Origin of the sequence: Pseudomonas sp. B21-056 (genome assembly GCF_026016325.1) — a bacterium.
Classification (GTDB): Bacteria; Pseudomonadota; Gammaproteobacteria; order Pseudomonadales; family Pseudomonadaceae; genus Aquipseudomonas.
The window spans coordinates 1,343,998-1,370,178 of sequence record NZ_CP087203.1 but is presented as its reverse complement, the minus strand read 5'-3'; the positions used below and the strand labels follow the sequence as shown (position 1 = coordinate 1,370,178).

The window sequence follows — 26,181 nt, the reverse complement described above, 5'->3', positions numbered from 1 at the left end:
AACTCGATAGAACTTCTCCCCTCGCACCTGCCTCTACCTGACAAGCCCATCGCCCCGGTGATTGCATGGATCTTGTCATTGCCCGCCCCGAAGGCCTGTATTGCCCGCCCGGGGATTTCTACATCGATCCCTGGCGCCCGGTTGCGCGCTCGGTCATCACCCATGCCCACGGTGACCATGCCCGCGGCGGCAATCAACACTACCTGGCAGCGGCCCCCGGTGAAGGCATCCTGCGTTCGCGACTGGGCCAGGACATCAATCTGCAAACCCTGCCCTACGGCGAACGCCTGCAACATCACGGCGTGACCTTGAGTTTTCACCCCGCCGGCCACGTGTTGGGGTCGGCCCAGGTGCGGCTGGAACATGAAGGCGAGGTCTGGGTGGCCTCCGGGGATTACAAAGTCGAACCCGACGGCACCTGCACGCCGTTCGAGCCGGTGAAGTGCCATACGTTCATCACCGAATCCACGTTCGGCCTGCCCATCTATCGCTGGCAACCCCAGGCGCAGATATTCGATGAGATCAACCAATGGTGGCGCGCAAACATCGCCGCCAATCGCGCCAGCGTGCTGTTCTGCTATTCCTTCGGCAAGGCCCAGCGGATTCTCCACGGCATCGACGCCAGCCTCGGCCCCATCCTCGCCCACGGCGCGGTGGAGCCGTTGAACCGGGTGTACCGCGAGGCCGGGGTGCATTTGCCGCCGACGATCTATGCCGGTGACATCAAGAAGAACGATCCCATCCTGGGCCAGGCCCTGGTCATCGCCCCGCCCTCGGCCGGTGGCAGCACCTGGATGCGCCGTTTCGGCGCCTACAGCGATGCCTTCGCCAGCGGCTGGATGCGCCTGCGGGGCACTCGACGGCGGCGCGGCGTGGACCGGGGCTTCGTGCTCTCCGATCACGCCGACTGGCCCGGGCTGCTCTGGGCCATCGAACAGACCGGCGCCGAACGGGTGATGGTCACGCACGGGTCGGTGGGCGTGCTGGTGCGACATTTGTGCGAGCTCGGCCTGGATGCCCAGGGTTTCAGCACTGAATACGGCGACGATGAAGAAGACGTCTCCCCTGCCACCGGGGAGGACGCAGCATGAAAGCCTTCGCCGAGCTCTACGCCGACCTGGACGCCACCACCTCCAGCAATGCCAAGCTGGCCGCCATGCAACGCTACTTCACCCAGGCCCCGCCCCAGGACGCGGCGTGGGCCGTGTACTTCCTGTCCGGTGGCCGCCCCCGGCAGTTGGTGCCGGTGAAGATCCTGCGGGAACTGGCCGTACAGGTATCCGGATTGTCGCCTTGGCTGTTCGAAGAAAGCTATCAGGCCGTGGGCGACCTGGCCGAAACCATTTCCCTGGTGTTGCCGGAGTCTCCCCACACCTCTGCCGAAGACCTGGCGTTGTGGATCGAAGAAAAACTGCTGCCGTTGCGCGGCGAAGCGCCTGAGGTATTGGCGGTGCGATTACCCGCCCTGTGGGCACAACTCGACCGCTCGAGCCTGATGCTCTGCATCAAGCTCATCACCGGCAGTTTCCGGGTCGGGGTGTCCAAGCTGCTGGTGACCCGGGCCCTGGCCGGGCTGGCCGGGCTGGACAGCAAACGGGTCGCCCAGCGCCTGGTGGGTTACACCGACCTGTCCCATCGCCCGACGGCCGAGCGTTACCTCAAGCTGATCGCCGCCGAGTCCGAGGATGAACATGCCCAACGCGGCGGTCAGCCGTACCCGTTTTTCCTGGCCCATGCCTTGGCCGCACCGGCAGAGCAGTTCGACACGCTGCTGGGGCCGGCCAGCGACTGGCAAGTGGAATGGAAGTGGGACGGCATCCGCTCCCAGGTGATCAAGCGCGACGGCCATCTGTGGGTCTGGTCCCGGGGCGAAGAGCTGGTGACCGAGCGCTTCCCTGAATTGCATGCCTTGGCTCAGGTACTGCCCGACGGCACGGTAATCGATGGCGAAATCGTGGTCTGGAAAAACCCGCAACCGGTGACCGGGGAGGCTTTCGATGCGGCTGCACCGCTGCAACCGGCCGTGCAACCGTTCGCCCTGTTGCAACAGCGCATCGGTCGCAAGACCCTGAGCAGAAAAGTCCTCGAAGATGCGCCCGTGGTAGTGATGGCCTACGACCTGCTGGAATGGCAAGCAGAGGACTGGCGCAGCCGTCCCCAGGCCGAGCGCCGCGAGCAACTGGAGGCACTGATTGCCCGCGCCAAAAGCCCGGTGCTGCTACCGTCGCCGATCGTCACCGGCCAGGACTGGCCCGACCTCGCCCGCCAGCGCGAAGCGTCCCGTAGCCTCGGCGTCGAAGGCATGATGCTCAAGGCGCGCAACGCGCTGTACGGCGTCGGCCGGACCAAGGACATGGGTGTGTGGTGGAAATGGAAAATCGACCCGTTCAGCGTCGACGCCGTGTTGATCTACGCCCAACGCGGTCACGGCCGACGCGCCAGCCTGTACAGCGATTACACCTTCGCCGTCTGGGACAACCCGCCGGGCAGCCGCGAGCGCAGCCTGGTGCCGTTCGCCAAAGCCTATTCGGGGCTGACCGATGAAGAGATGCGCCAGGTCGACAGCATCGTGCGCAAGACCACCGTTGAGAAATTCGGCCCGGTAAATAGCGTGACGCCTACCCTGGTTTTCGAATTGGGTTTCGAGGGTATTGCCTTGTCCAAGCGCCACAAGAGCGGGATCGCGGTGCGGTTTCCCAGGATGTTGCGTTGGCGCAGGGACAAGCGCGTCGACGAGGCCGATACCCTGGCAACGCTCCAGGACCTGCTGAAATAACCCTCTGTGGCTCCGCCCCGCCGCCTGCGTAGGAGCTGTCGAGCGAAGCGAGGCTGCGATCTTTTGATCTTTTTGGTCTTTTGGTCTTTCGCTTGAGATTCAAGTGTCAGGGGAAAGATCGCAGCCTCGCTTCGCTCGACAGCTCCTACGCAGGCGCAACCCAGCGAGCGGGGCGACGTTTCGATCCCCCGCCACAAGTGTCCGCGCTGCAATGCACGCACCATCCCAACGCACCTTTTGTTGTACGATCTCCTCCGCGCACCAGCGCGTTCCACCGTCTGCCGCAGAAACTTTTTAAAACGCTTGTTCGGCACTCTGGTTCGGAAATTGCTACCTTTATGCCGTCATACCGTTCTCATCTTCACCGGTAACAAAAACTTATGCGCCACAAGCGCCCATCATGGTTTTAGGGACTCGATAATGAAAAAAGCACTGCTGACCCTTTCTGCACTGGCATTGTGCATGGCCGCCGGCGCCGCCACGGCCAAGGAATACAAGGAACTGCGTTTTGGTGTCGACCCGTCCTACGCTCCCTTTGAATCCAAGGCCGCCGATGGCAGCCTGGTAGGTTTCGATATCGACCTGGGCAACGCGATCTGCGCCGAGCTGAAGGTCAAATGCAAATGGGTCGAAAGCGATTTCGACGGCATGATCCCTGGCCTCAAGGCCAATAAATTCGACGGTGTGATCTCGTCCATGACCGTGACTCCAGCCCGTGAGAGAGTCATCGACTTCTCCAACGAGCTGTTCTCCGGCCCAACGTCCCTCGTGTTCAAGAAGGGCTCTGGCCTGAGCACCGACATCGCTTCGCTCAAGGGCAAGACGGTCGGCTATGAACAAGGCACCATCCAGGAAGCCTACGCCAAAGCGGTACTGGACAAGGCCGGCGTCAAGACCCAGTCCTATGCCAACCAGGATCAGGTCTATGCCGACCTGGTCTCCGGCCGCCTCGACGCCTCGATCCAGGACATGCTGCAAGCCGAGCTGGGCTTCCTGAAGTCCCCGCAAGGCGCCGACTACGAAGTCAGCAAGCCGGTGGACAGCGAACTGCTGCCTTCCAAGACCGCCGTCGGTATCAAGCAAGGTAACAACGAGCTGAAGGCTCTTTTGGATAAAGGTATCAAAGCGTTACACGATGACGGCACATTCGCCACCATCCAGAAAAAACACTTTGGCGATCTGAATCTGTACAGCGGCAAATAATGCGCGGCGCCCATCCGATTGCGGATGGGCGCTTTTTGACTGCCAAAGGCCTCTTCCATGTTCGAACAACTCCTACAAAATCTGGGGCTCTCCGCCTTCAGCCTGAAGGGCTTTGGCCCACTACTGATGCAAGGCACCTGGATGACCATCAAACTGGCGGCCCTGTCGCTTTTATTGAGCGTCTTGCTCGGCCTGTTGGGCGCCAGCGCCAAGCTGTCCCCGGTCAAACTGCTGCGAATCCCGGCCCAGCTCTATACCACGCTGATTCGCGGTGTGCCGGACCTGGTGCTGATGCTGTTGATTTTCTACAGCCTGCAAACCTGGCTGACCTCCTTTACCGATTTCATGGAATGGGAATACATCGAGATCGACCCATTCGGCGCCGGGGTGATTACCCTGGGCTTCATCTATGGCGCGTACTTCACCGAAACCTTTCGCGGCGCGATCCTCGCGGTGCCCAGGGGCCAGGTCGAAGCCGCCACCGCGTATGGCCTCAAGCGTGGCCAGCGTTTCCGCTTCGTGGTGTTTCCGCAAATGATGCGCTTTGCCCTGCCGGGGATCGGCAACAACTGGATGGTGATGCTCAAGGCCACGGCGCTGGTGTCGATCATCGGCCTGGCCGACCTGGTCAAGGCGGCCCAGGATGCGGGCAAGAGCACCTATCAACTGTTCTACTTCCTGGTGCTGGCGGCGCTGATCTATCTGCTGATTACCAGCGCGTCCAATTTCATTCTGCGCAGGCTTGAACGCCGCTACGCCGCCGGAGCACGGGAGGCGGTGCGATGATCGAACTTCTACAAGAATACTGGCGGCCGTTCCTTTATAGCGACGGCGTCAACGTCACGGGCCTGGCGATGACCCTGTGGCTGCTCAGCGCTTCGCTGCTGGTCGGCTTCCTGGTGTCGATCCCGCTGTCCATCGCCCGGGTTTCGCCCAAGCGCTCCGTGCGCTGGCCGGTGCAGTTCTACACGTATCTGTTCCGCGGCACACCGCTCTATATCCAGCTGTTGATCTGCTACACCGGTATCTACAGCATTGCGGCGGTGCGCGCCCAACCCCTGCTCGACAGTTTCTTTCGCGATGCGATGAACTGCACGATCCTGGCCTTCGCCCTGAACACCTGCGCCTACACCACGGAGATCTTTGCCGGGGCGATCCGCAGCATGAACCACGGCGAAGTCGAAGCGGCCAAGGCCTACGGCCTGACCGGTTGGAAGCTGTATGCCTACGTGATCATGCCATCGGCGCTGCGTCGTTCGCTGCCTTACTACAGCAACGAAGTGATCCTGATGCTGCACTCGACGACCGTGGCATTCACCGCTACCGTTCCAGACGTGCTGAAAGTGGCCCGGGATGCCAACTCGGCCACCTTCCTGACCTTCCAGTCGTTCGGGATCGCCGCGTTGATCTACCTGACCGTGACCTTCGCACTGGTAGGTCTCTTCCGCCTTGCCGAACGCCGCTGGCTGGCCTTTCTCGGGCCGACTCATTAGTCCAGGACACACACGCAAATGCGCCACCAGATCCATGACTTGCTGGCCCCACTGCCGGGGACCGCACGCAAGATCCACAGTTTTCACTTCGGCCCGGAAAAAGCCGTCGGCAAGATCTACATCCAGTCGTCCCTGCACGCCGATGAATTACCCGGCATGCTGGTGGCCTGGCACCTCAAGCAACGCCTGGCGGAACTCGAGGCGTCCGGCCACCTGCGACACGAAATCGTGCTGGTGCCCGTGGCCAACCCCATCGGCCTCGAACAAGTGCTGATGGACGTGCCACTGGGTCGCTACGAATTGGAGAGCGGGCAGAACTTCAACCGCCGCTTCATCGACCTGAGCGAGGAAGTCGGCAACGAGATCGAAGAGCTGCTCACCCAGGATCCGCAGCACAACCTGATGCTGATCCGCACCAGTCTGCGCGATGCCCTCGCCCGGCAGACCGCGCCCACGCAACTGCAATCCCAGCGCCTGGTCCTGCAGCGGCTGGCTTGCGACGCCGACATGGTGCTGGACCTGCATTGCGATTTCGAAGCCGTGGCGCACCTCTACACCACACCGGAAGCCTGGCCCCAGGTCGAGCCGCTGGCCCGCTACATCGGCGCCGAGGCCAGCCTGCTGGCGACCGACTCGGGCGGTCAATCGTTCGATGAATGCTTCACCCTGCTCTGGTGGCAACTCAAGGAACGTTTCGGCGATCGCTTCGAGATTCCCCTGGGCAGTTTTTTCCGTCACCGTCGAATTGCGTGGCCAGGGCGACGTCAACCACGGGCTGGCGAGTCTCGACTGCCAGGCCCTGATCGAATACCTGATCCACTACGGCGCGATCGACGGCGAACCGATGCCCCTGCCCGAGCTGCCTTATCCGGCCACACCGCTGGCCGGCGTCGAGCCGGTGGCAACACCCGTGGGCGGGCTGCTGGTCTACAGCGCCCTGCCTGGCGAGTACCTGGAGGCCGGTCAACTGGTGGCGGAAATCATCGATCCGGTCAACGATACCGTCACCCCCATTCATTGCTGCAACGCCGGGCTGATGTACGCCCGCTCGCTGCGCCGCATGGCCACCGCCGGCATGGTCGTCGCCCACGTCGCCGGCGCCGATGCCTACCGCAGCGGCTACCTACTTTCGCCTTGAGGATGCCTGTTCCATGTACAAACTGACCATTGAAGGCCTGCATAAAAGCTACGGCGAACATGAGGTGCTCAAGGGCGTTTCGCTCAAGGCCAAGACCGGCGACGTCATCAGCCTGATCGGCGCCAGCGGCTCGGGCAAGAGTACCTTCCTGCGCTGCATCAACTTCCTGGAGCAACCCAACGACGGCGCCATGAGCCTGGACGGCCAACCGGTCCAGATGATCAAGGACCGCCATGGCATGCACGTGGCTGACGCCGATGAACTGCAACGCATCCGCACCCGCCTGGCGATGGTGTTCCAGCACTTCAACCTGTGGAGCCACATGACCGTGCTGGAAAACATCACCATGGCGCCACGCCGGGTGTTGGGCATCAGCAAACAGGAAGCCGATGAGCGCGCCCGTCGCTACCTCGACAAGGTCGGCCTGGCGCCGCGCGTGGCCGAGCAGTACCCGGCGTTCCTTTCCGGCGGCCAGCAGCAACGCGTGGCCATCGCCCGCGCCCTGGCGATGGAACCGGAGGTGATGCTGTTCGATGAACCGACCTCGGCCCTGGACCCGGAATTGGTGGGCGAAGTGTTGAAGGTCATCCAGGGGCTGGCCGAAGAAGGCCGGACCATGATCATGGTGACCCACGAAATGAGCTTCGCCCGCAAGGTTTCGAACCAGGTGCTGTTCCTGCACAAGGGCCTGGTGGAAGAAGAAGGCGCGCCGGAAGACGTGCTGGGCAATCCGAAGAGCGAGCGGCTCAAGCAGTTCCTAAGTGGCAACCTGAAATAGAACTTGCAAGAGGTACCCAGTGTGTAGGAGCTGTCGAGTGCAACGAGGCTGCGATCCTGTCCCAGACAATTGCGTCCCAAGCGAAAGATCGCAGCCTACGGCAGCTCCTGCACAGTACGTGGTAAGTCATTAAACCTTTCCCCTGCCGCCGTGGTCACTGAAAGAGGACTTCCAGGGCGCACGCGGCAGGCATGGCGACATCCAACAACTTCGCAAACCAGTGGTTCCGCGCCCGCGGCTGGAAGCCGTTCGCCTTTCAGAAACAGGTATGGGCCGCGGTCAAGCGAGGGGAGTCCGGGCTGCTGCACGCCAACACCGGTGCGGGTAAAACCTACGCAGTGTGGTTTGCCGCCCTCAACCGTTTCGCCCGCACCGCCCCGCCCCCGGATAAACCGCGCAAACGCAAACCTGTGGCCGAACCGCTGACCGTCCTGTGGATCACGCCGATGCGTGCACTGGCCGCCGACACCGGCAAAGCTCTCGAAGCGCCGCTGACGGAACTGCAGATTCCCTGGAGCGTCGGCCTGCGCACCGGCGATACCAGCGCCAGCGAACGAGCCCGCCAGGGGCGGCGCCTGCCCACGGCGCTGATCACCACGCCGGAAAGTCTGACCCTGATGCTCGCCCGCGCCGACGCACAGACGGCGACGGCAACGCTGCGCATGGTGGTGGTGGACGAATGGCATGAACTGCTGGGCAACAAGCGCGGCGTACAGCTACAACTGGCGTTGGCGCGCCTGCGGCACTGGCATCCCGGGCTCATCGTCTGGGGCGTGTCCGCCACCTTGGGTAACCAGGCTCACGCCGAGCAGGTGCTGATCCCCCAAGGCAACGGCATCAGCGTGCAAGGGACCAACGACAAAGCGCTCCAGGTCGATACGCTGCTGCCTCCGGCCCTCGAGCGTTTTCCGTGGGCCGGGCACATCGGCCTGAAAATGCTGCCCCAGGTCATCGCGCAAATCGACGCCAGCAGCAGTTGCCTGGTCTTTACCAACACCCGGGCGCAATCGGAAATCTGGTATCAGGCGCTCCTCGAAGCGCGTCCGGACTGGGCTGGATTGATCGCACTGCATCATAGCTCGCTGTCCCGCGATACCCGCGACTGGGTGGAGCGGGCGCTCAAGGACGGTCAACTCAAAGCGGTGGTGTGCACGTCCAGCCTGGACCTGGGCGTGGATTTCCTGCCGGTCGAGCGGGTGTTGCAGATCGGTTCGGCCAAGGGCGTGGCGCGCCTGATGCAACGTGCCGGGCGCTCCGGTCACGCGCCGGGGCGAACCTCGCGGATCACCCTGGTGCCGACCCACAGCCTGGAACTGATCGAGGCCGCCGCCGCCCAGGATGCCGTGGCCCAGCGGCGTATCGAACCGCGCGAATCCCCCCACAAGCCTTTGGATGTGCTGGTGCAACATCTGGTCAGCATGGCCTTGGGCGGCGGCTTTGTGCCCGATGAGTTGTTCCGGGAAGTGCGCGGCGCCTGGGCCTACCGTGACCTGAACGAAGCGCAATGGGCCTGGGCCCTGGCCTTCGTGCGCCACGGCGGCCTGTCGCTGACCGCCTACCCCGATTACCGTCGGGTCGAGCCGGACGAGCATGGCATCTGGCGAGTCCCTGACGCACGCCTGGCCCGGCGTCACCGCATGAGCATCGGCACCATCGTCAGCGATGCCAGCCTGCAACTGAAATTCTGGAGCAAGGGTGGTGGCGGCAAAACCCTGGGCAGCGTGGAAGAAAGCTTCATTGCCCGCCTGCGGCCGGGGGACGGTTTCCTGTTCGCCGGACGCTTGCTGGAGCTGGTGCGGGTCGAAGACATGACCGCCTACGTGCGCCGCAGCCAGGCGAAAAAAGCCGCCGTGCCGCGCTGGAACGGCGGGCGGATGCCGCTTTCCAACGAACTGGTCGCTGCTGTCGTGGCCCGCCTGAGCGAGGCCGCCAAGGGGCGCTTCGAGGGCCCGGAGATGCAAGCCGTACAGCCCTTGTTGCTGACCCAGCAGCGCTGGTCCGGTCTGCCCACGCAAACCTCATTGCTGGCCGAAGCCCTGAAGTCCCGGGAAGGCTGGCACCTGTTCCTGTACCCGTTTGCCGGACGCCAGGTGCATCTGGGGCTGGCGAGCCTGCTGGCGTGGCGCGTCAGCCAGCAAGAACCGGTGACCTTTTCCATTGCGGTCAACGACTACGGCCTGGAGCTGCTCAGTGCCACGGCGCTGGATTGGTCGCACTACCTGAAGCCCGCGCTCTTGAGCACCGACAATCTACTGGCCGACGTGCTCGCCAGCCTGAACGCCGGTGAGCTGGCCCTTCGGCGCTTTCGCGAAATCGCCCGGATCGCCGGCCTGGTCTTCGCCGGCTACCCCGGCGCGCCGAAAAGCACCCGGCAGGTCCAGGCCTCCAGCGGGTTGTTCTTTCAAGTGTTCAAGCAATACGACGCCGATAACCTCCTGCTGGCCCAGGCCGGGGAAGAAGTCTTGCGCGAAGAACTGGATATACGTCGCCTGGAGCAGACTTTGGAACGCCTCAACACCTTGACGCTGGACCTGCATGTCATCAAGCGTCCTACCCCGCTGGGTTTCCCGTTGCTGGTGGAGCGGTTCAGGGAAAGCATGAGCTCGGAGAAGCTTGCCGATCGCATCCGGCGGATGGTCAGTGAGCTGGAGAAAAGCGCCGATAGGGGTGACGCCTGATGCCCGCGCCTTATCCTGTCAGCCTGGCCGGCGAAGAACTCTGGTTGCTACCGGAAAAAGCCCTCTACTGGCCCGCCCAGGAGACCCTGATGGTGGCGGACGTGCATTTCGGCAAGGCCGCCGCCTATCGCAGCCTCGGCCAACCGGTACCCCACGGCACCACCGCCAGCAACATCGAGGTATTGGATGGATTACTGGCGAGCCTGCCGTGTCGACAGTTGATCTTTCTCGGGGATTTTCTCCACGGCCCCGGCTCTCACGCGCCCGGCACCTTGAAGGCCCTTTCCGACTGGCGTGCCAGGCATTCGCTCCTGGCCATGACGCTGATTCGTGGCAACCATGACAAACGCGCCGGCGACCCACCGGCTTCGCTGAATATTCGCGTCGTCCCGGAACCTCTGCTGCTGGGCCCCTTCGCCGTGCAACACGAACCCGACCCGCACCCGAGCCGTCATGTGCTGGCCGGTCACGTGCACCCGGTGTATCACCTGAGCGGCAAGGGCCGGCAGCGCCTGCGCTTGGCGTGCTTCCGCCTGGGCACCGAGGTCAGCCTGCTGCCGGCCTTCGGCGCGTTCACAGGCGGCTATCGGGTCGAGCAGGACAATGAGTGCAGGATTTTTGTCATTGGCGATAACGAAATATGGCCCGTCAGCTAAGCATCGCTAACGGGCCATAGTCTGATCAGGCTACGGGCGCAGGAGGCGGCTCGTCCGGCAGGGTCGGTTCGCCCGGCTCGGTGGGTTGTTCATTGGGGGTGTCGGGATCAGGCTGGCCAGGAATACCGCCTGCCGCTTCGGCAGGGTGGGCCAGCAGGGACCAGGCCATGACGCCGATCTGATTGGGCTCAAGCCTTGCCAGTTCGGCACTGATTCGCGGATCGATCTTCATAGAGCAACTCCTGAACGAAGGCCCGCTGCGCTGACGCAAAAAAAACGGGCAGTACACGCAATAGAGTGTCTGCCCGCTCAGGAATTCCCGCTGTTCGTCAGAATCAGGTGCGTGGAAGTGTCACACCACGCTGGCCCTGGTACTTGCCGCCCCGGTCCTTGTAGGACACTTCGCACTCTTCATCGGATTCGAGAAACAACATCTGCGCCACGCCTTCGTTGGCATAGATCTTCGCCGGCAGGGTCGTGGTGTTGGAGAATTCCAGGGTCACGTGGCCTTCCCACTCCGGTTCCAGCGGCGTGACGTTGACGATGATGCCGCAACGGGCATAAGTGCTCTTGCCCAGGCAGATGGTCAGCACGTTGCGCGGGATGCGGAAGTACTCGACGGTACGGGCCAGGGCGAAGGAGTTTGGCGGGATGATGCAAACATCGCTCTTGATGTCGACGAAACTCTTCTCGTCGAAATTCTTCGGGTCGACGGTGGCCGAGTTGATGTTGGTGAACACCTTGAATTCGTCGGCGCAGCGCACGTCGTAGCCGTAGCTGGAGACACCGAAGGAAATCAGTCGGTCGGCGCCTTCGCCACGCATCTGGCGCTCTACGAAGGGCTCGATCATGCCGTGCTCTTGCGCCATGCGGCGAATCCACTTGTCCGATTTGATGCTCATGGCGGGTGTCCTGAATAGCGAGGTGGAGAAAACTGTCCGGCATCTTACCGGGGCGAGCGGCAGGGTTCAAAGCGTGGGACGCAATTCTCGCCGATCCACCGGGTTTTCCCGAGCCTGGACGCCGTCAGTCACCAAAATCGAGAAACCTTCGCAAAGACCATTGGCACGTTTCGGAAAAAGGGTTAAGGTGGCGCCACTGTGTTGCTTGTGTCACTGAGAATCTCTACACGATATGTTGAATTTCGATCCAACCATCTACAAGAATTTTTCCTGCTCTTTGCACTCAGTCTCGGCCAGGGTTCTTCCTGAGTCGCAGTTATCTTTGTCCAAGGAGTTACACCATGTCTAATCGCCAAACCGGTACCGTTAAGTGGTTCAACGATGAAAAAGGCTTCGGCTTCATCACTCCACAATCCGGTGACGATCTGTTCGTTCACTTCAAAGCTATCCAATCCGACGGCTTCAAAAGCCTGAAAGAAGGCCAACAGGTTTCTTTCATCGCTACCCGCGGTCAGAAAGGCATGCAAGCTGAAGAAGTAACAGTTATCTAACTGTTCCTGCTTCGGTAAAGAGCCCCGCCCTCAAAAGCGGGGCTTTTTTGTGCCTGCCGGTTTTGCCGGCACCAAAAAACCTGTGGGAGCGAGCCTGCTCGCGATAGCGGTGTGCCAGTCAACAGTATTGTTGCTGGTCTACCGCTATCGCGAGCAGGCTCGCTCCCACATGGGCTATTTCCCACAAGGGCTATTCCTGCCCGGGGCTTACCAGGTCACGCCGAACCCGGCCGTATAACGCGTCTTGCTCAAGTCACTATCTTCCGTGCCCTCAATGACGTCTTTCTCGGCCTTGAGGTTGAGCGAGGCCCAGTCGGTGACCTTGTAGCGCAGCCCCATCTCGGCGTCGTAGGAATACTCCGCAACGCCGGAGAGCGGCTTGCCCACTTCACCATTGGTGAAGAACTCGACACGCTTGCCCACGAGGTAGCGGTTGTAGTCCCACTTCATGGCAACGGAATAGAAGTTGTCCTTGCCGCCGTCCTGATACTCGTAATCGGTGCGGTTCAACAACGAACCCAGCGAGAACGCGCCCAATTCGTCGTCCCAGAACTGGTAACCCGGACCGGTGCCGACCACCCGTTGACGGGCCAGGTCTTCAACCTTGTCACGCTTGTAGTTCAGGCGGCCTTGCCAGAACCATTTATCCGTCAGGAATCGGTCGAGGGAGTACTCCAGTTTCCAGTTATCGGTCGAGACCACATCATCCTGGAACTCACGGTTGTACTCGCCCTCGGCGGTGTGCCGCCATCGGCCGTGGCGCGCCGAGGTCTTGAAATCGATGTCATAGTCATCGACATCCTTTTCCGCCCGCTGGTAGTCCATTGCGGCATCGACATTGCCCTTCCACACCAGGTCCTCGACCACCGGCTTGGGCTTGAGGATCTGCTGGATACTGGCCAACTCGACGGTCTTGGGCGCGTCACCGTTGGCCAAGGTCACCTTGCCGTCCTCGGCGGCGTGCAGGGCCTTGGCCTTCTCGCCGGTGTAGGCATCCTGCTTGACCAGCAACTGCTGGTCACTTTCAAGGGTCTTGACCTGTTTCCAATCGATGGGAACGGCGCCGGCATAATCGGTCTGGATCAGCAACTTGCCGCCATCGAAAACGGTAATCTTGCCGCTGAGTTTGTCGCCGTTCTTCAACCAGACGGTATCGGCCAGCAAGGGTGTGGAGGCGCTGGCAACAGCCAGGCAAAGCAGGGTTCTGGACAACATAAGCGTATAAAGAGCTCAGGTTTGCGGTGAAAAGGCGGCATTATCCCCCAGGACGACACCTCAGCAAGGACTGACCCGAGGATGGGGGATGAGTTCATTTCTCAATCAACCGTGCCAGCATTAATCTACGAACGGACATGTACTTTTTTCAGGAACCCTCCCCGTGACCGACATCCCAGTGGGCCCCGAAGACGCCGCGCAGGTACGCCGCACCACGCTTTACCTGACCCTCGCGCAAGTGCCGGCCGGCAAGGTCGTCACCTATGGCCAGCTCGCCGAGATGGCTGGCCTGGGTCGGGCGGCGCGCTGGGTGGGCCGGACCCTCAGCCAATTGCCCAACGACACCAGCCTGCCCTGGCATCGGGTATTGGGCGCCGGTGGTCGGATCAGCCTGCCGGCGGGCAGTGTCTCCGGGGATGAACAACGCGCACGCCTGCGCATGGAAGGGATCAGTGTCCTGAATAATCGTGTTGATATTCGGCGCCATGGCTGGCGCCCGGTAGAGCACAGCGGTTAGAGTGCGCGCTTTGTTTTCGCAATTTTTGAGGCAGACTCCAGCCCATGCCCCGTAAAACCTGGCGCGCCGCCCTCGCCGCCTATGCCAGTCCTTCGACGCTCGTGCTGTTGCTGCTTGGCTTCGCCGCCGGCTTGCCCTACATGCTGGTGTTTTCCACGCTTTCGGTCTGGTTGCGCGAGGCCGGCGTGGCCCGTGAAACCATCGGTTATGCGAGCCTGATCGGCCTGGCGTATGCCTTTAAATGGGTCTGGTCACCGCTGCTCGACCAATGGCGCCTGCCGCTGCTGGGTAAACTCGGACGTCGCCGGTCGTGGCTGGTGCTTTCCCAGGGCCTGGTGATCCTGGGCCTGGTCGGCATGGGCTTCTGCGATCCGCAAAAACACCTCTCATGGTTGATCGCCATTGCCGTGCTCGTGGCGTTCGCTTCGGCCACCCAGGACATCGCGGTCGATGCCTATCGCCTGGAAATCGTCGATGACACCCGCCAGGCTGCCCTTGCCGCCAGCTACATGTCCGGCTACCGGGTCGCCGCGCTGCTGGCGACCGCCGGCGCATTGTTCTTCGCCGAGGGTTTCGGCTCCACCGGCTTCAGCTACAAGCATTCGGCCTGGGCCGGTACTTATCTGCTGTTCGGCGTGTTGATGGTCCCGGCATTGCTGACCTCGCTGTTCATGCGCGAACCACCGGTGCCATTGCGCACGCAATTGCAGGCCGGGCGCTACACGTTCGTTCATCAACTGGCATCAGTGTTCGTGCTGATCGTGCTGCTGGTATCCGTCCCCGCGATGTTCACCCAGCTCTATTACACCGACTTCGCCAGCGTGCTGTTCGAAGGCGTCAGCCTGCTCGACCTGCTGCTCGAGGACCGTGCCTTCCTGCGGGCCATTCTCTATATCCTCCTGACGGCCATGTGCCTGTCGGCCATGGGACGTCGCGGCCTGGCACCCGTGCTCACGCCGATCAACGATTTCATCCTGCGCTATCGCTGGCAGGCCCTGTTGCTGCTCGGGCTGATCGCCACGTACCGGATGTCCGACACGGTCATGGGCGTCATGGCCAACGTGTTCTACATCGACCAGGGCTTCACCAAGGACCAGATCGCCAGTGTCAGCAAGATTTTCGGCCTGATCATGACCCTCGTCGGCGCCGGCATGGGCGGCTTGTTGATCGTGCGTTTCGGCATCCTGCCGATCCTGTTCATCGGCGGCGTGGCCTCGGCGGCCACCAACATCCTGTTCCTGATGCTGGCCGACATGGGCCCGAACCTGAAGATGCTGGTGCTCACCATCTCCCTGGACAACTTCAGCTCCGGCCTCGCCACCTCGGCGTTCGTGGCGTACCTGTCGAGCCTGACCAACCTGAAGTTCTCCGCCACCCAATACGCCCTGCTCAGCTCGATCATGCTGTTGCTGCCACGCTTGATCGGTGGGTACTCCGGGGTGATGGTGGAAAAGTTCGGCTACCACAACTTCTTCCTGATCACCGCCCTGCTCGGCGTCCCGACCCTGCTGTTGATCGCCCTGCACTGGTTCCAGGAGAACCGTCGCCAGGGCTCACCCACTGCCATGGAACCGACACCCACCCGGCCAGCGGAAGAGTCGTAGGAAACTTCAGAAAGCGCCGGGGAAACCGGCATTCGCACCTGGCGACCGGCCACGCGCCTGTACGCCAGGGCATCTCGCCCGTACAATGCTCCGTCACTTCTCGTCATCAGCAACCGACAACGGCCAACCATGCGCACCAGTCAATTTTTGCTCGCCACACAGAAAGAAACGCCTTCCGACGCCGTCGTGATCAGCCATCAGCTGATGCTGCGTGCCGGCATGATCCGCAAGCTCGCCTCGGGCCTGTATACCTGGCTGCCGATGGGCCTGCGGGTCATGCGCAAGGTGGAAGCCATCGTGCGCGAAGAGATGGACGCCGCCGGCGCCCTGGAAGTGCTGATGCCGGGCACCCAACCGGCTGAGCTGTGGCAGGAATCGGGACGCTGGGAAGAATACGGTCCGGAGCTGCTGCGCCTCAAGGACCGTCACGGTCGTGACTTCTGTGCAGGCCCGACCCACGAAGAAGTGATCACCGATCTGATGCGCAACGAGTTGAGCAGCTACAAGCAGTTGCCGATCAACCTGTACCAGATCCAGACCAAGTTCCGTGACGAGATCCGCCCACGCTTCGGCCTGATGCGCGGTCGCGAATTCATCATGAAGGACGCCTACTCCTTCCACGCCGACCTGGCCTCGCTGCAGGTCACCTACGACCGCATGCACCAGGCGTACTGCAACGTGTTCACTCGCCTGGGCCTGAAGTTCCGCCCGGTTGAAGCCGACAACGGCTCCATCGGCGGTGCCGGCTCCCACGAGTTCCACGTACTGGCCGAGTCCGGCGAAGACGACATCGTCTTCAGCAGCGGCTCCGACTACGCCGCCAATATAGAGAAAGCCGAAGCCGTGCCACGGGAAACCTCCCGTCCTGCGCCATCGGAAGAACTGCGCCTGGTGGACACCCCGAACGCCAAGACCATTGCCCAGCTCGTGGAAGGCTACAACCTGCCGATCGAACGCACGATCAAGACCCTGATCGTCCGCGCCGAAGAAGAAGGCAAGCTGATTGCGCTGATCGTCCGCGGCGATCATGAGCTGAACGAAATCAAGGCCGCCAACCAGCCAGGCGTTGCCAGCCCGTTGGTCATGGCCACCGACGCCGAACTGCGCGACGCCATCGGCGCCGGTGCCGGTTCCCTTGGCCCGCTGAACCTGCCACTGCCGATCATCATCGACCGCTCGGTAGCATTGATGAGCGACTTCGCCATCGGCGCCAACATCGATGACAAGCACTATTTCGGTGTGAACTGGGAGCGCGACCTGCCGGTTCCCGCCATCGCCGACCTGCGCAACGTCGTGGCCGGCGACCCGAGCCCGGACGGCAAGGGCGTGCTGGAAATCAAGCGCGGCATCGAAGTCGGGCACATCTTCCAGCTGGGCAACAAGTACAGCAAGGCGATGAAGTGCGAAGTGCTGGGCGAGAACGGCAAGCCGGTCACCCTGGAAATGGGTTGCTACGGCATTGGCGTGTCCCGCGTGGTGGCGGCTGCCATCGAGCAGAACAACGACGAGAAAGGAATCATCTGGAGCGACACCCTGGCGCCGTTCCAGATCGCCCTGGTGCCACTGCGCTACGAGACCGACCTGGTTCGCGAAGCCACCGACAAGCTCTACGCCGAACTGAAGGCTGCCGGCTTTGAAGTGCTGCTGGATGATCGCGACAAGAAAACCAGCCCCGGCATCAAGTTCGCGGACATGGAACTGATCGGCATCCCGCACCGGATCGTCGTCAGTGACCGTGGCCTGGCCGAAGGCAACCTGGAATACAAGAGCCGCACCGAGGCCGAGCCGCAAGCGCTGCCGGTCGCCGACGTGCTCTCCTTCCTCCAGGCCCGTATCCGCCGCTGACACCAGATAGAGACGTCATGTTCAAGCGAAACACCTTAGGCCTCGGTGGCGCCGCGCTCTGCGGCGCCCTGCTGGTCAGCGGCTGTGCCAACCAGATGTCGCAACGCAGCGAGCACGAAGAGCGGGTCGAGCGTAAATTGCTCGACCATAGCCTGCAGATCGATGTGGGCGAACCCAAGGTGCTCGATCTGCCGCAACGCCGGGTACGGATCCATGAGCAGAAGACCTTCGAAGTCACCGAGTTCGAAGTCACTCGTCGCTATGACCGCTACACACCGTACCAACCCTGGCGGGAAATCTACGAGATCCCGTTGGGCGCAGTGGCGGTGGTGGCCGGCATCGGCGCGAACGTGGTCAATGTGTTTACCCTCGGCAACCTGCCGGAGACGGTGACCCATGACTGGCTCAGCTACGGTGTCGCCGGGCTGAACCCGTTCATGAACGTACCCTCCCACGGTCGCGCTCAGCAAAACCTGGCCGGCATCGACGAAGTCCAGCGTGACAAGCGCACCGAACACTCGAGCCTGCCCTGGAGCGAGCGACCGGTGCAGGTCAAGGCTGCCCGCCAGACGTTCGAGCTGAGCACCGACCGCAATGGCGTGCTGCGCCTCAACCTGCTGGAAAGCCCGTTCGCCGAGCAGGACCTGAGCCAATTCGGCAAATTGCAGATCAGCGTAACCGACGCCCAGGACGAGGTGCACACCGACTCATCCCTGAGCATCAGCAGCACCCTGCGCAGCAGGCTGGTGGAAGCCCACGCCTTGATCTACGACGACCTGGAAGACGACGAAGTGAGCCAGTGGGTTCATCGGGTCAAGCGCCTGTCGGAACTGGGCCTGGAAGAAGAAGCCAGCGAACTGGAACAGAGCCTGATCGAACTGACCCGCAACGATCCTGAATTGCAGGCCGAATTCATGAAGGCATTGACCAAGAGTGGCGGACGGTTGGTGGCGGATCCGGGCGCTCACTGACACCCTTGTGGCGAGGGGATTTATCCCCGCTGGGGTGCGCAGCAGCCCTAAAACCGGGCGACTCGGTATGTCTGACAGATTGAATTGGCTGGCTTGGGGCTGCTGCGCAGCCCAGCGGGGATAAATCCCCTCGCCACAAAAAAGCAAAGGCTCTGTGAGCATCCCCCCAGAACATCACCGCTCAAACAACTCCAACTGCTCAAACCCACCGCGCAAGTCCTCCAGCCGTACCCCGATCCCCAGCAACCGCACCGGCTTCGCGCCGCGATTGAACGCCTGGGTCAACAGCGACTGGTAACTGCCCAGGTCCCGCCCTGCCCCGGCCTGTTCCAGAGTGGTCTGGGTGAAGTCATGGAATTTCACTTTGACGAAGGGCTTGCCAGGCCGATAGCTGTTGTCGATTCGCGCCATGCGCCCACTCAGGGTTTCCATCAGTTCCGGCAGCTTATCGAGGCAGCTCGCCAGATCGGGCAGGTCGACGTCATAGGTGTTTTCCACGCTGATGGACTGACGTCGACTGTCGTTGTGCACCAGACGCTCGTCGATGCCACGGGCCAGGCTCCAGAGTCGCTCACCGAAACTGCCGAATTCGCGCACCAGCGCCAGCTTGTCCCACTGACGTAATTGCAGGCAATCGACAATCCCAAGCCTGTTCAGCTTGTCGGCCGTCACCTTGCCGACGCCATGAAGCTTGCTGACCGGCAGGGCCGAGACAAAGTCCTCGACCTGGTCCGGGGTGATGACGAACAGGCCGTTGGGCTTTTTCCAATCACTGGCTATCTTGGCCAGGAACTTGTTCGGAGCGACACCGGCGGACACCGTGATATGCAACTGATTGGATACGCGCCGGCGAATATCCTGGGCGATGCGGGTGGCGCTGCCACCGAAATGGGCACTGTCGGAAACATCCAGGTAGGCCTCATCCAGGGACAGCGGCTCGATCAGGTCCGTGTAGTCACGGAAGATGCCCTGGATTTCCTTCGATGCCTCGCGATAGGCATCCATCCTGGGCTTGACGATGAGCAGGTCCGGGCAGAGTTTCAAGGCGTGCCCGGAGGACATGGCTGAGCGTACACCGTAAGCCCGCGCCTCATAGTTGCAGGTCGCAATCACACCCCGTCGATCCGCCGAACCGCCGACCGCCATGGGCTTGCCGGCCAGCCGCGGGTCATCGCGCATCTCGATGGCGGCATAGAAGCAATCGCAGTCGACGTGGATGATTTTGCGTTGCGTCATAAAAAGCGGGATACGGGACGAATCGGACCGCCAGTATCGCACCAGCAACTGTATATAGCACCAGTAGTTTGAAAGATCCGACGCTTAGCCTGGAAAAGGACTACGTAAAATGTATTTCTTCAATCGTACCGAACCGCCCAATAGAGCCGCAGCCCTTGCCCCGCCTGCGTCACAGCGTGGTCACCATCCTTTTTGGAGAGGCTAAGCGCTTGAAGCGGAACAGTTTTTTCCACGGCAAGGGTTGACAGCCAGCCGATCCTCTGTAGAATGCCGCCTCACAGACGCGGGATGGAGCAGCCTGGTAGCTCGTCGGGCTCATAACCCGAAGGTCGTCGGTTCAAATCCGGCTCCCGCAACCAAACATCAAAAAAGGCCACTCGAAAGAGTGGCCTTTTTTGTGCGCGCGTCTTTCCCATGCCAGCCCCACGAGCCCGCAGTTGTAGGACAATTTCCCTTTTGATTTCTGGTATTTAGGAAGGAAAAGGCTGCTTTGGCCGTTAATTTGCAGCCGCGCCCTTTTAACAGTTGACACTCAAGCGTTCGCCTGTAGAATGCCGCCTCACAGACGCGGGATGGAGCAGCCTGGTAGCTCGTCGGGCTCATAACCCGAAGGTCGTCGGTTCAAATCCGGCTCCCGCAACCAAACATCAGGAAAGGCTACTCGAAAGAGTGGCCTTTTTTGTGCCCGTTATTTTTTGGCTTGTCTAAAATCGGCCTCATTACAAAAGTTTTGTAATTATTTTCTGCCGTAGGGATTGGTAACTTGGCTGGATACCCCCATCCTGTCGCGCATAGCTCAAGAGGTGATTGATGCGCGCAAATTCTGACCCGCAGGACACTGTTACCGCGACACAACCGATCAAGGCCGAACGACTGCGCTGGCTGGACCGGATCAGCCAGTACCGCCAGCCGATCGGCCTCGCTGTCACGCTGCTGCTGTTTGCAATTGCGCTGATTGCCTGTCGCCATCTTCTGAGCGAACTCGATCTTTACGCGCTGCACGACTCGATTCTCGATGTGCCCCGGCCGGCCCTGCTCGGTGCGGTCGCCGCCACGGTCGCAGGCTTCATCATTCTGCTGGGCTACGAATGGTCGGCAAGCCGCTATGCCGGCGTGACACTGCCGCCACAGACCCTGGTGCTGGGTGGATTTACCGCGTTTGCCATCGGCAATGCCATTGGGCTGTCGCTGCTGTCGGGCGGTTCGGTTCGCTATCGCCTGTATGCTCGCCATGGCCTCGGGGCTTCGGACGTCGCCCACATGACGTTGTTCGCCAGCCTGTCCCTGGGCTGTGCGCTGCCGCCACTGGCCGCCCTGGCCACCCTCAGCAACCTGCCCGCCGCTTCCGCCGCACTGCATCTACCCGCCACCTTGCTGGCAGGTGTCTCCCTGGCGGTGCTTCTGCTCATGGGCGTGTTGGCCATCGGCATCTATCGTCGCCGCCTGCCGGAGCAACCTCATCGGGATGCGCTCCTGGTCAAGGCCGGACGTCGCACCCTGCGCCTGCCGAGCCGACGCCTGACCTTCCTGCAACTGATCATCACAGCGCTGGATGTCGCGGCCGCCGCCACGGTGCTGTATCTGTTACTGCCCGAGGCGCCGCCGTTCGGCGCGTTCCTGCTGGTCTACCTGCTGGCGCTGGCTGCGGGCGTGCTCAGCCATGTTCCCGGTGGTGTCGGTGTATTCGAAGCGATCCTGCTGGCGGCATTTGCCGACAAACTGGGCGCCGCGCCGCTGGCCGCCGCCCTGCTGCTGTATCGCTTGATCTACGTGTTGTTGCCGATGCTGGTGGCCTGCGTGCTGTTGTTGATCAATGAAGCCCAACGGCTGTTCCAGACGCGCCAGACTCTGCGGGCGGCATCCGGCTTCGCGGCGCCGATCCTGGCGGTGCTGGTGTTCCTCTCCGGCGTGGTGCTGCTGTTTTCCGGCGTGACTCCGGAGATCGATACACGCCTGGAGCACATCGGTTTCCTGATCCCCCATCGGCTGGTGGACGCTTCGCACTTCGGCGCCAGCCTGGTGGGCGTGTTATGCCTGTTACTCGCCCAGGGCCTGCGCCGTCGCCTGTCAGCGGCCTGGATGCTGACCACCGTATTGCTGCTGGTGGGCGCCCTGCTCTCCCTGCTCAAGGGCTTCGACTGGGAGGAAGCCACGCTGCTGACCTCGACGGCCGCCCTGTTGGCGGTATTCCGGCGCTCCTTCTATCGCCCGAGTCGCCTGACCGAACTGCCTTTTTCCCCACTGTTCCTGATCGCCAGCCTCTGCGTGCTCGGCGCGTCGATCTGGCTGCTGCTGTTTGCCTACCAGGACGTGCCCTACAGCCATCAACTGTGGTGGCAGTTCACCCTCGATGCCGACGCTCCCCGTGGCCTGCGCTCGTTGCTGGGGGCCGCCGTGCTGCTGGTGGTGGTGTCCCTGACCTGGCTGCTGCGCACCGCGCGACCGGTGATCCATCTGCCCACGACAGAAGAACTGGAGCGAGCAAGGACGGTCCTCATGGCGTCTTCACAGCCCGACGGCGGACTGGCCCTGACCGGTGACAAGGCGCTGCTGTTCCACCCCAACGACGAGGCGTTCCTGATGTACGCCCGTCGTGGTCGCAGCCTGGTGGCCCTGTATGACCCGATCGGCCCCGCCCAGCAACGGGCCGAGATGATCTGGCAGTTTCGCGACCTGTGCGACATCCACCACGCCCGCCCGGTGTTCTACCAGGTGCGCGCCGAGAACCTGCCGTACTACATGGACATCGGCCTGACAGCGATCAAGCTGGGTGAAGAAGCCCGGGTCGACCTCAAGCGTTTCGACCTCGAGGCCAAGGGCAAGGAGATGAAGGACCTGCGCTACACCTGGAACCGCGGCACCCGGGACGGCCTGTCGCTGGAGATCCATGAGCCGGGGCATGCGCCGATGGATGAGCTCAAGATGATCTCCGATGCCTGGCTGACCGGCAAGAACGTACGCGAGAAAGGCTTCTCCCTGGGCCGCTTCAGCGATGACTACCTCAAGCATTTCCGCATCGCCGTGATTCGCTTCGAGGGCCGTCCCGTGGCATTCGCCAACCTGCTGGAAACCCACAGCCATGAGCTTGCCAGCCTCGACCTGATGCGTGCCCACCCCGAGGCGCCGAAGCTGACCATGGAGTTCATGATGGTCGGCCTGATCCAGCATTATAAGAACCATGACTACGCCCGCTTCAGCCTTGGCATGGTCCCGCTGTCGGGCCTGCAACCGCGTCGCGGTGCGCCATTGACCCAGCGCCTGGGTTCGATGGTGTTCCGCCGTGGCGAGCAGCTCTACAACTTCCAGGGGCTGCGCCGTTTCAAAGACAAATTCCAGCCTGACTGGGAACCTCGTTACATGGCCGTGCCCGCCGGACTCGATCCGCTGGTGGCGCTGGCCGATACTGCCGCCTTGATTGCAGGCGGCCTGACTGGACTGGTGAAACGCTGATGATGCAACGCTCCTGGCGATACGTAGTGGCCGCCCTGCTGGTGCTGGCGGTGATTCTCGGTGGCGGCTATTGGTATTGGAACCGCCCGGCCCCGCAACCCACCCTTGAACAACTGACGCCTGCCGACGGCGCGCCGATGACCCGTGTCATCCCCGGCACCAAACCTCGCGCCCAGGTACTGGTGGCGGTCAATGAAGACCAGAAGCTCAGCGACACGCAATTGACGACCCTCAGCCGCAGCGGCTCGGCGCAGATCGTCCAGGTGATCCTGCCCAAGGACTGCATGCTGCAGGGTCGCGCCTTGCAGGCGGGCCTGAGAGAACTTCAAGGACCGGCGACGCTGGTCAGCGGCATCGGCCCGGGCGCCGTGCTCGCCTGGCGTTGGCTGGCCGAGCAGAAGGACGACAAGGCCAAGGCCATTTCGGTGGACCTGGCCCTGGAAAAACCCGGCTGCACGCACCTGCTGCCCAAAACCGCGACCCACGGTCACTGGCTGGTCGCCTGGAACGACAACCCCGACGACACCAGCGCCGCGTTCGTGCGGGACCAGAAGAATGCCGAAACCAGCATCAGCGACTACGACATCAACCTGCCGCAAGTGCTGAACAACGAACTGCGCAAGATCCTCGTCGGCACCGACAAGGCCAAGGGTGGCCTGGCCATTCCGGTGGTCGAGGTGCCTGCGAGCCAGGCCCGGGACACCGTGACCCTGTTCCTCTCCGGCGACGGCGGCTGGCGTGACCTGGACCGCGACGTCGCCGATGAGATGGCCAAGATCGGTTACCCGGTGGTCGGCATCGACACGCTGCGCTACTACTGGCAGCACAAGAGTCCGGAACAGAGCGCGCTGGACCTCGCCGAGCTGATGCAGCACTACCGCCAGGTCTGGGGCACCAAGCACTTCATTTTGACCGGCTACTCTTTCGGCGCCGACGTGTTGCCGGCGATCTACAACCGCCTGCCGGCCACCGAACAGCAACGGGTCGACGCAATCATCCTGCTGGCCTTCGCCCGCACCGGCAGCTTCGAGATCGAAGTCGAAGGCTGGCTCGGCAACGCCGGTACCGAAGCCGCCACCGGGCCGGAAATGGCCAAGCTGCCGGCCGAGAAAGTGGTATGCATCTACGGTGGTGAAGAAGCCGACGAAAGTGGCTGCACCGACAAGACCGCCGTAGGCGAAGTTATCAAGTTGCCGGGCGGCCACCACTTCGACGAAAACTACCCGGCCCTGGCCAAACGCCTGATCGATGAGATCAACAAGCGCCAGGCCAAGCCTGCCGATCAGTAATCGGATGCTGGCTTAACAAGAAGCCCCTGCTGCCTTCCGGCATGCAGGGGCTTTTTGTTGTGACGGTGCCGCCGTCTTCGCGAGCAGGCTCGCTCCCACAGACGGGGCTGGCCTTAGTAGACCTGCACCCGCCACAGCTCCCGCAAGCCAGATCCCGCCGACATCGGCAACCGACCGTGCAGCGTTCGATAGTTGTCGATCAGCACCAGATCGCCTTCGCTCCATGGATGGGCAATCAGGCACTCCGGGTCATAGACCAGCTCGTTGACCTGATCCAGCAGCGCCTTTTGCGCCTGTTCGTCATGATCCTGCACGGCCTGGCTGAGGGTCTGCAATGTCGAGTCGGTACCCTCCTGGTAACGCAGGATGAGTTCGCCGCTGCGGGGATGACGATCCACCAGGCTGTACATGCGCGGCGAACCACCAAAATAGGTCATCTTGGTGTAGTAGGTGATGTTCACGCCCTGCCATTGTCGGGCGACTTGCTGCCCGACCTTGCGCAGCACGTTCCGGCTGTCGACAACGGTGGTCTGACCTTCGCCCGGCAACGGCGCCGTCTTGCAATACAGCATGAACTTGCTGGCACAGAATTTCGGGTTGCGCTGAACCTGGGGGTCGCTGTCGGGCAACATGTTCAGGTCCCAGTGCAACGGGGTTTTCTCCAGCGAGTGCACCACGCCTTGCGGTTTGTCCGCCGGCTTGACCACATGCACCGCGCCGAAGGCCCATTTGTACAATGTGCCGAAACGTTCGCAACTGCGGGCGAAACTGTCCTGGTCCTCAAAATGACAACCCTTGAGGCAAACAAAGCCGAAGGTTTCCACCAACGCCTCCAGCAGGCCCGTGGACAATCGCTCGAAACCCAGCCCCGATGGATCGCGCACCACCAGGCCAAACAGCGGGAGCTTCTGCAGTTCGTACTCGAAGCCTTGCGCCTCGGGGCCTTCGGTCTGGTGATAAAGCCACGGCCGTCCTTGCCAGGTGACCAGCACATGCCGGTCGAGGTCCACCTGCGCCCGCGCGCGCAGGCACTGGCTGCCATCGAGGTTGCACACTGGCACGGCATGCCATGGGCTGTCCGTATGAGTCAGCCCTTCGGCCAATCCGACGGTGAATTTTGGCCCGGCATTGCTGTACTGATGGACCGACAGGCGGATGTCGTCACCGAAGAAACGATCCACCGCCGCATTCAAGGCCTGCCCGCGCAACATCATCTGGTAGGCCTTGAGGTTGATCTGTTGCAGGTATTCATCGTCACTCTGGCCGTCCTCGCGGCACAGGCGCAGGTCGTTGTACAAATGACTGCAGAGATTGTCATGGGTCTGGCCGAGGGCTTCGTCGTGGCGGCTCTGCTCGATCAGCTCCTCCAGGTTTTTCCAGGGTAGACGGGCCTGCTTGACCAGACTGGCGCGAACCGCCTCGGCACTTTGTGCCTGGGGAAACAGATCTTCCATGCTCACCCACTGGATCGCGTGAGTGGTACACAGCTCACGCAACGCCCGGTTGTAGGCCGCACGCACGTCGTCGGCCACCCCGACGATGTCATTGAAGGTGGTTCCGTCGCTCAGGATCGACACCACGCAGCCCGGTGCATGCAACGCGGCGACAGCCTGGCCGAGCTGGTCGAGGCGCTCGATGGCCATGACTTCGCCGTAGTCCGGCAGCACACCGAACGTCTGGTCGCTGGCATTGGGTGACTTGCAGGGAAAGCCCGGCAGGACCAGTCGCACCGGCAGCCCGTGGTCGAAATAGCGCCCCAGGCTACGCGCCAGGTGCTCCCTGCCTTGTGTTTCGAAACGATCATCCGTGCCCTTGAACAGATAAGCGGCCAGCACATCGCTGACAGCCGCGATCCAGGTGTCTCTATGTTCCATGGAAC

Annotated in this window: 20 protein-coding genes, 2 tRNA genes and 1 pseudogene; 18 read left to right on the top strand and 5 right to left on the bottom strand. The window is 62.1% G+C overall.

Annotation, left to right across the window (positions count from 1 at the left end):
* Positions 1-65 precede the first annotated feature (65 nt).
* The 9 genes and pseudogenes from LOY67_RS06055 (at position 66) to pdeM (ending at position 10,722) form a co-directional block, all read left to right on the top strand.
* Positions 66-1,091 carry a ligase-associated DNA damage response exonuclease gene (locus tag LOY67_RS06055; protein WP_265066374.1) on the top strand — a complete coding sequence of 342 codons (1,026 nt, stop codon included), beginning with the start codon at positions 66-68 and terminating at the stop codon, positions 1,089-1,091.
* Entirely contained in the window at positions 1,088-2,776 is a 1,689-nt protein-coding gene (locus LOY67_RS06050; RefSeq protein ID WP_265066373.1) for an ATP-dependent DNA ligase, read from the top strand. Before LOY67_RS06055 ends, LOY67_RS06050 begins: the two co-directional genes overlap by 4 nt.
* Before the next feature lie 420 nt (positions 2,777-3,196).
* Positions 3,197-3,979, top strand: a complete 783-nt coding sequence (locus LOY67_RS06045; protein ID WP_265066372.1) for a transporter substrate-binding domain-containing protein — start codon at positions 3,197-3,199, stop codon at positions 3,977-3,979.
* A 57-nt stretch (positions 3,980-4,036) separates the two neighbouring features.
* The gene (locus LOY67_RS06040; protein ID WP_265066371.1) at positions 4,037-4,765 is read left to right on the top strand and encodes an ABC transporter permease; all 729 of its coding nucleotides are present in this window, start codon (positions 4,037-4,039) and stop codon (positions 4,763-4,765) included.
* A complete protein-coding gene (locus LOY67_RS06035; RefSeq protein ID WP_265066370.1) occupies positions 4,762-5,472 on the top strand; it encodes an ABC transporter permease in 711 nt (236 codons plus the stop codon). The genes LOY67_RS06040 and LOY67_RS06035 overlap by 4 nt, the downstream gene beginning before the upstream one ends.
* Before the next feature lie 18 nt (positions 5,473-5,490).
* A pseudogene (locus tag LOY67_RS06030) lies at positions 5,491-6,610 on the top strand (succinylglutamate desuccinylase/aspartoacylase family protein).
* A gap of 13 nt (positions 6,611-6,623) precedes the next feature.
* Positions 6,624-7,388 (top strand): ABC transporter ATP-binding protein, encoded by a 765-nt coding sequence (locus LOY67_RS06025; RefSeq protein WP_265066369.1) that lies wholly within the window; start codon positions 6,624-6,626, stop codon positions 7,386-7,388.
* 191 nt (positions 7,389-7,579) lie between these two features.
* A complete protein-coding gene (locus LOY67_RS06020; protein ID WP_265066368.1) occupies positions 7,580-10,066 on the top strand; it encodes a ligase-associated DNA damage response DEXH box helicase in 2,487 nt (828 codons plus the stop codon).
* Positions 10,066-10,722, top strand: a complete 657-nt coding sequence (gene pdeM, locus LOY67_RS06015) for a ligase-associated DNA damage response endonuclease PdeM (protein ID WP_265066367.1) — start codon at positions 10,066-10,068, stop codon at positions 10,720-10,722. The genes LOY67_RS06020 and pdeM overlap by 1 nt, the downstream gene beginning before the upstream one ends.
* A gap of 25 nt (positions 10,723-10,747) precedes the next feature.
* On the opposite strand, the gene LOY67_RS06010 is transcribed toward pdeM, so the two are convergent.
* Both LOY67_RS06010 and dcd read right to left on the bottom strand, forming a co-directional pair.
* Positions 10,748-10,954: a hypothetical protein gene (locus LOY67_RS06010; protein WP_041022879.1), complete on the bottom strand. Its 207-nt coding sequence runs from the start codon at positions 10,952-10,954 to the stop codon at positions 10,748-10,750.
* A 103-nt stretch (positions 10,955-11,057) separates the two neighbouring features.
* Positions 11,058-11,624, bottom strand: a complete 567-nt coding sequence (gene dcd, locus LOY67_RS06005; RefSeq protein WP_017126297.1) for a dCTP deaminase — start codon at positions 11,622-11,624, stop codon at positions 11,058-11,060.
* Between the two features lie 341 nt (positions 11,625-11,965).
* Between dcd and LOY67_RS06000 the strand changes: the two genes are divergently transcribed.
* A complete protein-coding gene (locus LOY67_RS06000; protein WP_047701932.1) occupies positions 11,966-12,175 on the top strand; it encodes a cold-shock protein in 210 nt (69 codons plus the stop codon).
* Positions 12,176-12,382: 207 nt separating this feature from the next.
* On the opposite strand, the gene LOY67_RS05995 is transcribed toward LOY67_RS06000, so the two are convergent.
* Positions 12,383-13,390 (bottom strand): DUF481 domain-containing protein, encoded by a 1,008-nt coding sequence (locus LOY67_RS05995; protein ID WP_265066366.1) that lies wholly within the window; start codon positions 13,388-13,390, stop codon positions 12,383-12,385.
* 163 nt (positions 13,391-13,553) lie between these two features.
* On the opposite strand from LOY67_RS05995, the gene LOY67_RS05990 reads away from it, so the two are divergent.
* From LOY67_RS05990 to LOY67_RS05975, 4 genes are all read left to right on the top strand, one after another.
* On the top strand, positions 13,554-13,907 hold the full coding sequence (locus LOY67_RS05990; RefSeq protein ID WP_265066365.1) for an MGMT family protein: 354 nt from the start codon (positions 13,554-13,556) through the stop codon (positions 13,905-13,907).
* Between the two features lie 44 nt (positions 13,908-13,951).
* Complete coding sequence (locus LOY67_RS05985; protein WP_265066364.1) at positions 13,952-15,511, top strand: AmpG family muropeptide MFS transporter; 1,560 nt, start codon at positions 13,952-13,954, stop codon at positions 15,509-15,511.
* A 129-nt stretch (positions 15,512-15,640) separates the two neighbouring features.
* Positions 15,641-17,356 (top strand): proline--tRNA ligase, encoded by a 1,716-nt coding sequence (locus LOY67_RS05980; RefSeq protein ID WP_265066363.1) that lies wholly within the window; start codon positions 15,641-15,643, stop codon positions 17,354-17,356.
* A 17-nt stretch (positions 17,357-17,373) separates the two neighbouring features.
* Positions 17,374-18,327 carry a hypothetical protein gene (locus LOY67_RS05975; RefSeq protein WP_265066362.1) on the top strand — a complete coding sequence of 318 codons (954 nt, stop codon included), beginning with the start codon at positions 17,374-17,376 and terminating at the stop codon, positions 18,325-18,327.
* 174 nt (positions 18,328-18,501) lie between these two features.
* Here LOY67_RS05975 and dinB read toward each other — a convergent pair whose 3' ends face one another.
* The gene (gene dinB, locus LOY67_RS05970) at positions 18,502-19,563 is read right to left on the bottom strand and encodes a DNA polymerase IV (protein ID WP_265066361.1); all 1,062 of its coding nucleotides are present in this window, start codon (positions 19,561-19,563) and stop codon (positions 18,502-18,504) included.
* A gap of 282 nt (positions 19,564-19,845) precedes the next feature.
* Between dinB and LOY67_RS05965 the strand changes: the two genes are divergently transcribed.
* The 4 genes from LOY67_RS05965 to LOY67_RS05950 all read left to right on the top strand — a co-directional run bounded on the left by LOY67_RS05965 (position 19,846) and on the right by LOY67_RS05950 (position 24,302).
* Positions 19,846-19,922 (top strand) — tRNA-Met (locus LOY67_RS05965).
* 207 nt (positions 19,923-20,129) lie between these two features.
* Positions 20,130-20,206, top strand: a tRNA-Met gene (locus LOY67_RS05960).
* A 167-nt stretch (positions 20,207-20,373) separates the two neighbouring features.
* The gene (mprF, locus tag LOY67_RS05955; RefSeq protein WP_265066360.1) at positions 20,374-23,013 is read left to right on the top strand and encodes a bifunctional lysylphosphatidylglycerol flippase/synthetase MprF; all 2,640 of its coding nucleotides are present in this window, start codon (positions 20,374-20,376) and stop codon (positions 23,011-23,013) included.
* A complete protein-coding gene (locus LOY67_RS05950) occupies positions 23,013-24,302 on the top strand; it encodes a virulence factor family protein (RefSeq protein ID WP_265066359.1) in 1,290 nt (429 codons plus the stop codon). The genes mprF and LOY67_RS05950 overlap by 1 nt, the downstream gene beginning before the upstream one ends.
* Before the next feature lie 113 nt (positions 24,303-24,415).
* On the opposite strand, the gene LOY67_RS05945 is transcribed toward LOY67_RS05950, so the two are convergent.
* On the bottom strand, positions 24,416-26,176 hold the full coding sequence (locus tag LOY67_RS05945) for an isocyanide synthase family protein (protein WP_265066358.1): 1,761 nt from the start codon (positions 26,174-26,176) through the stop codon (positions 24,416-24,418).
* Between the last annotated feature and the right edge of the window lie 5 nt (positions 26,177-26,181).

What these genes read in the sequence shown, in the direction of transcription:
- LOY67_RS06055 (WP_265066374.1), top strand. Translation starts at nt 66, where the DNA reads ATGGATCTTGTCATTGCCCGCCCCGAAGGCCTGTATTGCCCGCCCGGG.
- LOY67_RS06050 (WP_265066373.1), top strand. Translation starts at nt 1,088, where the DNA reads ATGAAAGCCTTCGCCGAGCTCTACGCCGACCTGGACGCCACCACCTCC.
- LOY67_RS06045 (WP_265066372.1), top strand. Translation starts at nt 3,197, where the DNA reads ATGAAAAAAGCACTGCTGACCCTTTCTGCACTGGCATTGTGCATGGCC.
- LOY67_RS06040 (WP_265066371.1), top strand. Translation starts at nt 4,037, where the DNA reads ATGTTCGAACAACTCCTACAAAATCTGGGGCTCTCCGCCTTCAGCCTG.
- LOY67_RS06035 (WP_265066370.1), top strand. Translation starts at nt 4,762, where the DNA reads ATGATCGAACTTCTACAAGAATACTGGCGGCCGTTCCTTTATAGCGAC.
- LOY67_RS06025 (WP_265066369.1), top strand. Translation starts at nt 6,624, where the DNA reads ATGTACAAACTGACCATTGAAGGCCTGCATAAAAGCTACGGCGAACAT.
- LOY67_RS06020 (WP_265066368.1), top strand. Translation starts at nt 7,580, where the DNA reads ATGGCGACATCCAACAACTTCGCAAACCAGTGGTTCCGCGCCCGCGGC.
- pdeM (WP_265066367.1), top strand. Translation starts at nt 10,066, where the DNA reads ATGCCCGCGCCTTATCCTGTCAGCCTGGCCGGCGAAGAACTCTGGTTG.
- LOY67_RS06010 (WP_041022879.1), bottom strand. Translation starts at nt 10,954, where the DNA reads ATGAAGATCGATCCGCGAATCAGTGCCGAACTGGCAAGGCTTGAGCCC.
- dcd (WP_017126297.1), bottom strand. Translation starts at nt 11,624, where the DNA reads ATGAGCATCAAATCGGACAAGTGGATTCGCCGCATGGCGCAAGAGCAC.
- LOY67_RS06000 (WP_047701932.1), top strand. Translation starts at nt 11,966, where the DNA reads ATGTCTAATCGCCAAACCGGTACCGTTAAGTGGTTCAACGATGAAAAA.
- LOY67_RS05995 (WP_265066366.1), bottom strand. Translation starts at nt 13,390, where the DNA reads ATGTTGTCCAGAACCCTGCTTTGCCTGGCTGTTGCCAGCGCCTCCACA.
- LOY67_RS05985 (WP_265066364.1), top strand. Translation starts at nt 13,952, where the DNA reads ATGCCCCGTAAAACCTGGCGCGCCGCCCTCGCCGCCTATGCCAGTCCT.
- LOY67_RS05980 (WP_265066363.1), top strand. Translation starts at nt 15,641, where the DNA reads ATGCGCACCAGTCAATTTTTGCTCGCCACACAGAAAGAAACGCCTTCC.
- LOY67_RS05975 (WP_265066362.1), top strand. Translation starts at nt 17,374, where the DNA reads ATGTTCAAGCGAAACACCTTAGGCCTCGGTGGCGCCGCGCTCTGCGGC.
- dinB (WP_265066361.1), bottom strand. Translation starts at nt 19,563, where the DNA reads ATGACGCAACGCAAAATCATCCACGTCGACTGCGATTGCTTCTATGCC.
- mprF (WP_265066360.1), top strand. Translation starts at nt 20,374, where the DNA reads ATGCGCGCAAATTCTGACCCGCAGGACACTGTTACCGCGACACAACCG.
- LOY67_RS05950 (WP_265066359.1), top strand. Translation starts at nt 23,013, where the DNA reads ATGATGCAACGCTCCTGGCGATACGTAGTGGCCGCCCTGCTGGTGCTG.
- LOY67_RS05945 (WP_265066358.1), bottom strand. Translation starts at nt 26,176, where the DNA reads ATGGAACATAGAGACACCTGGATCGCGGCTGTCAGCGATGTGCTGGCC.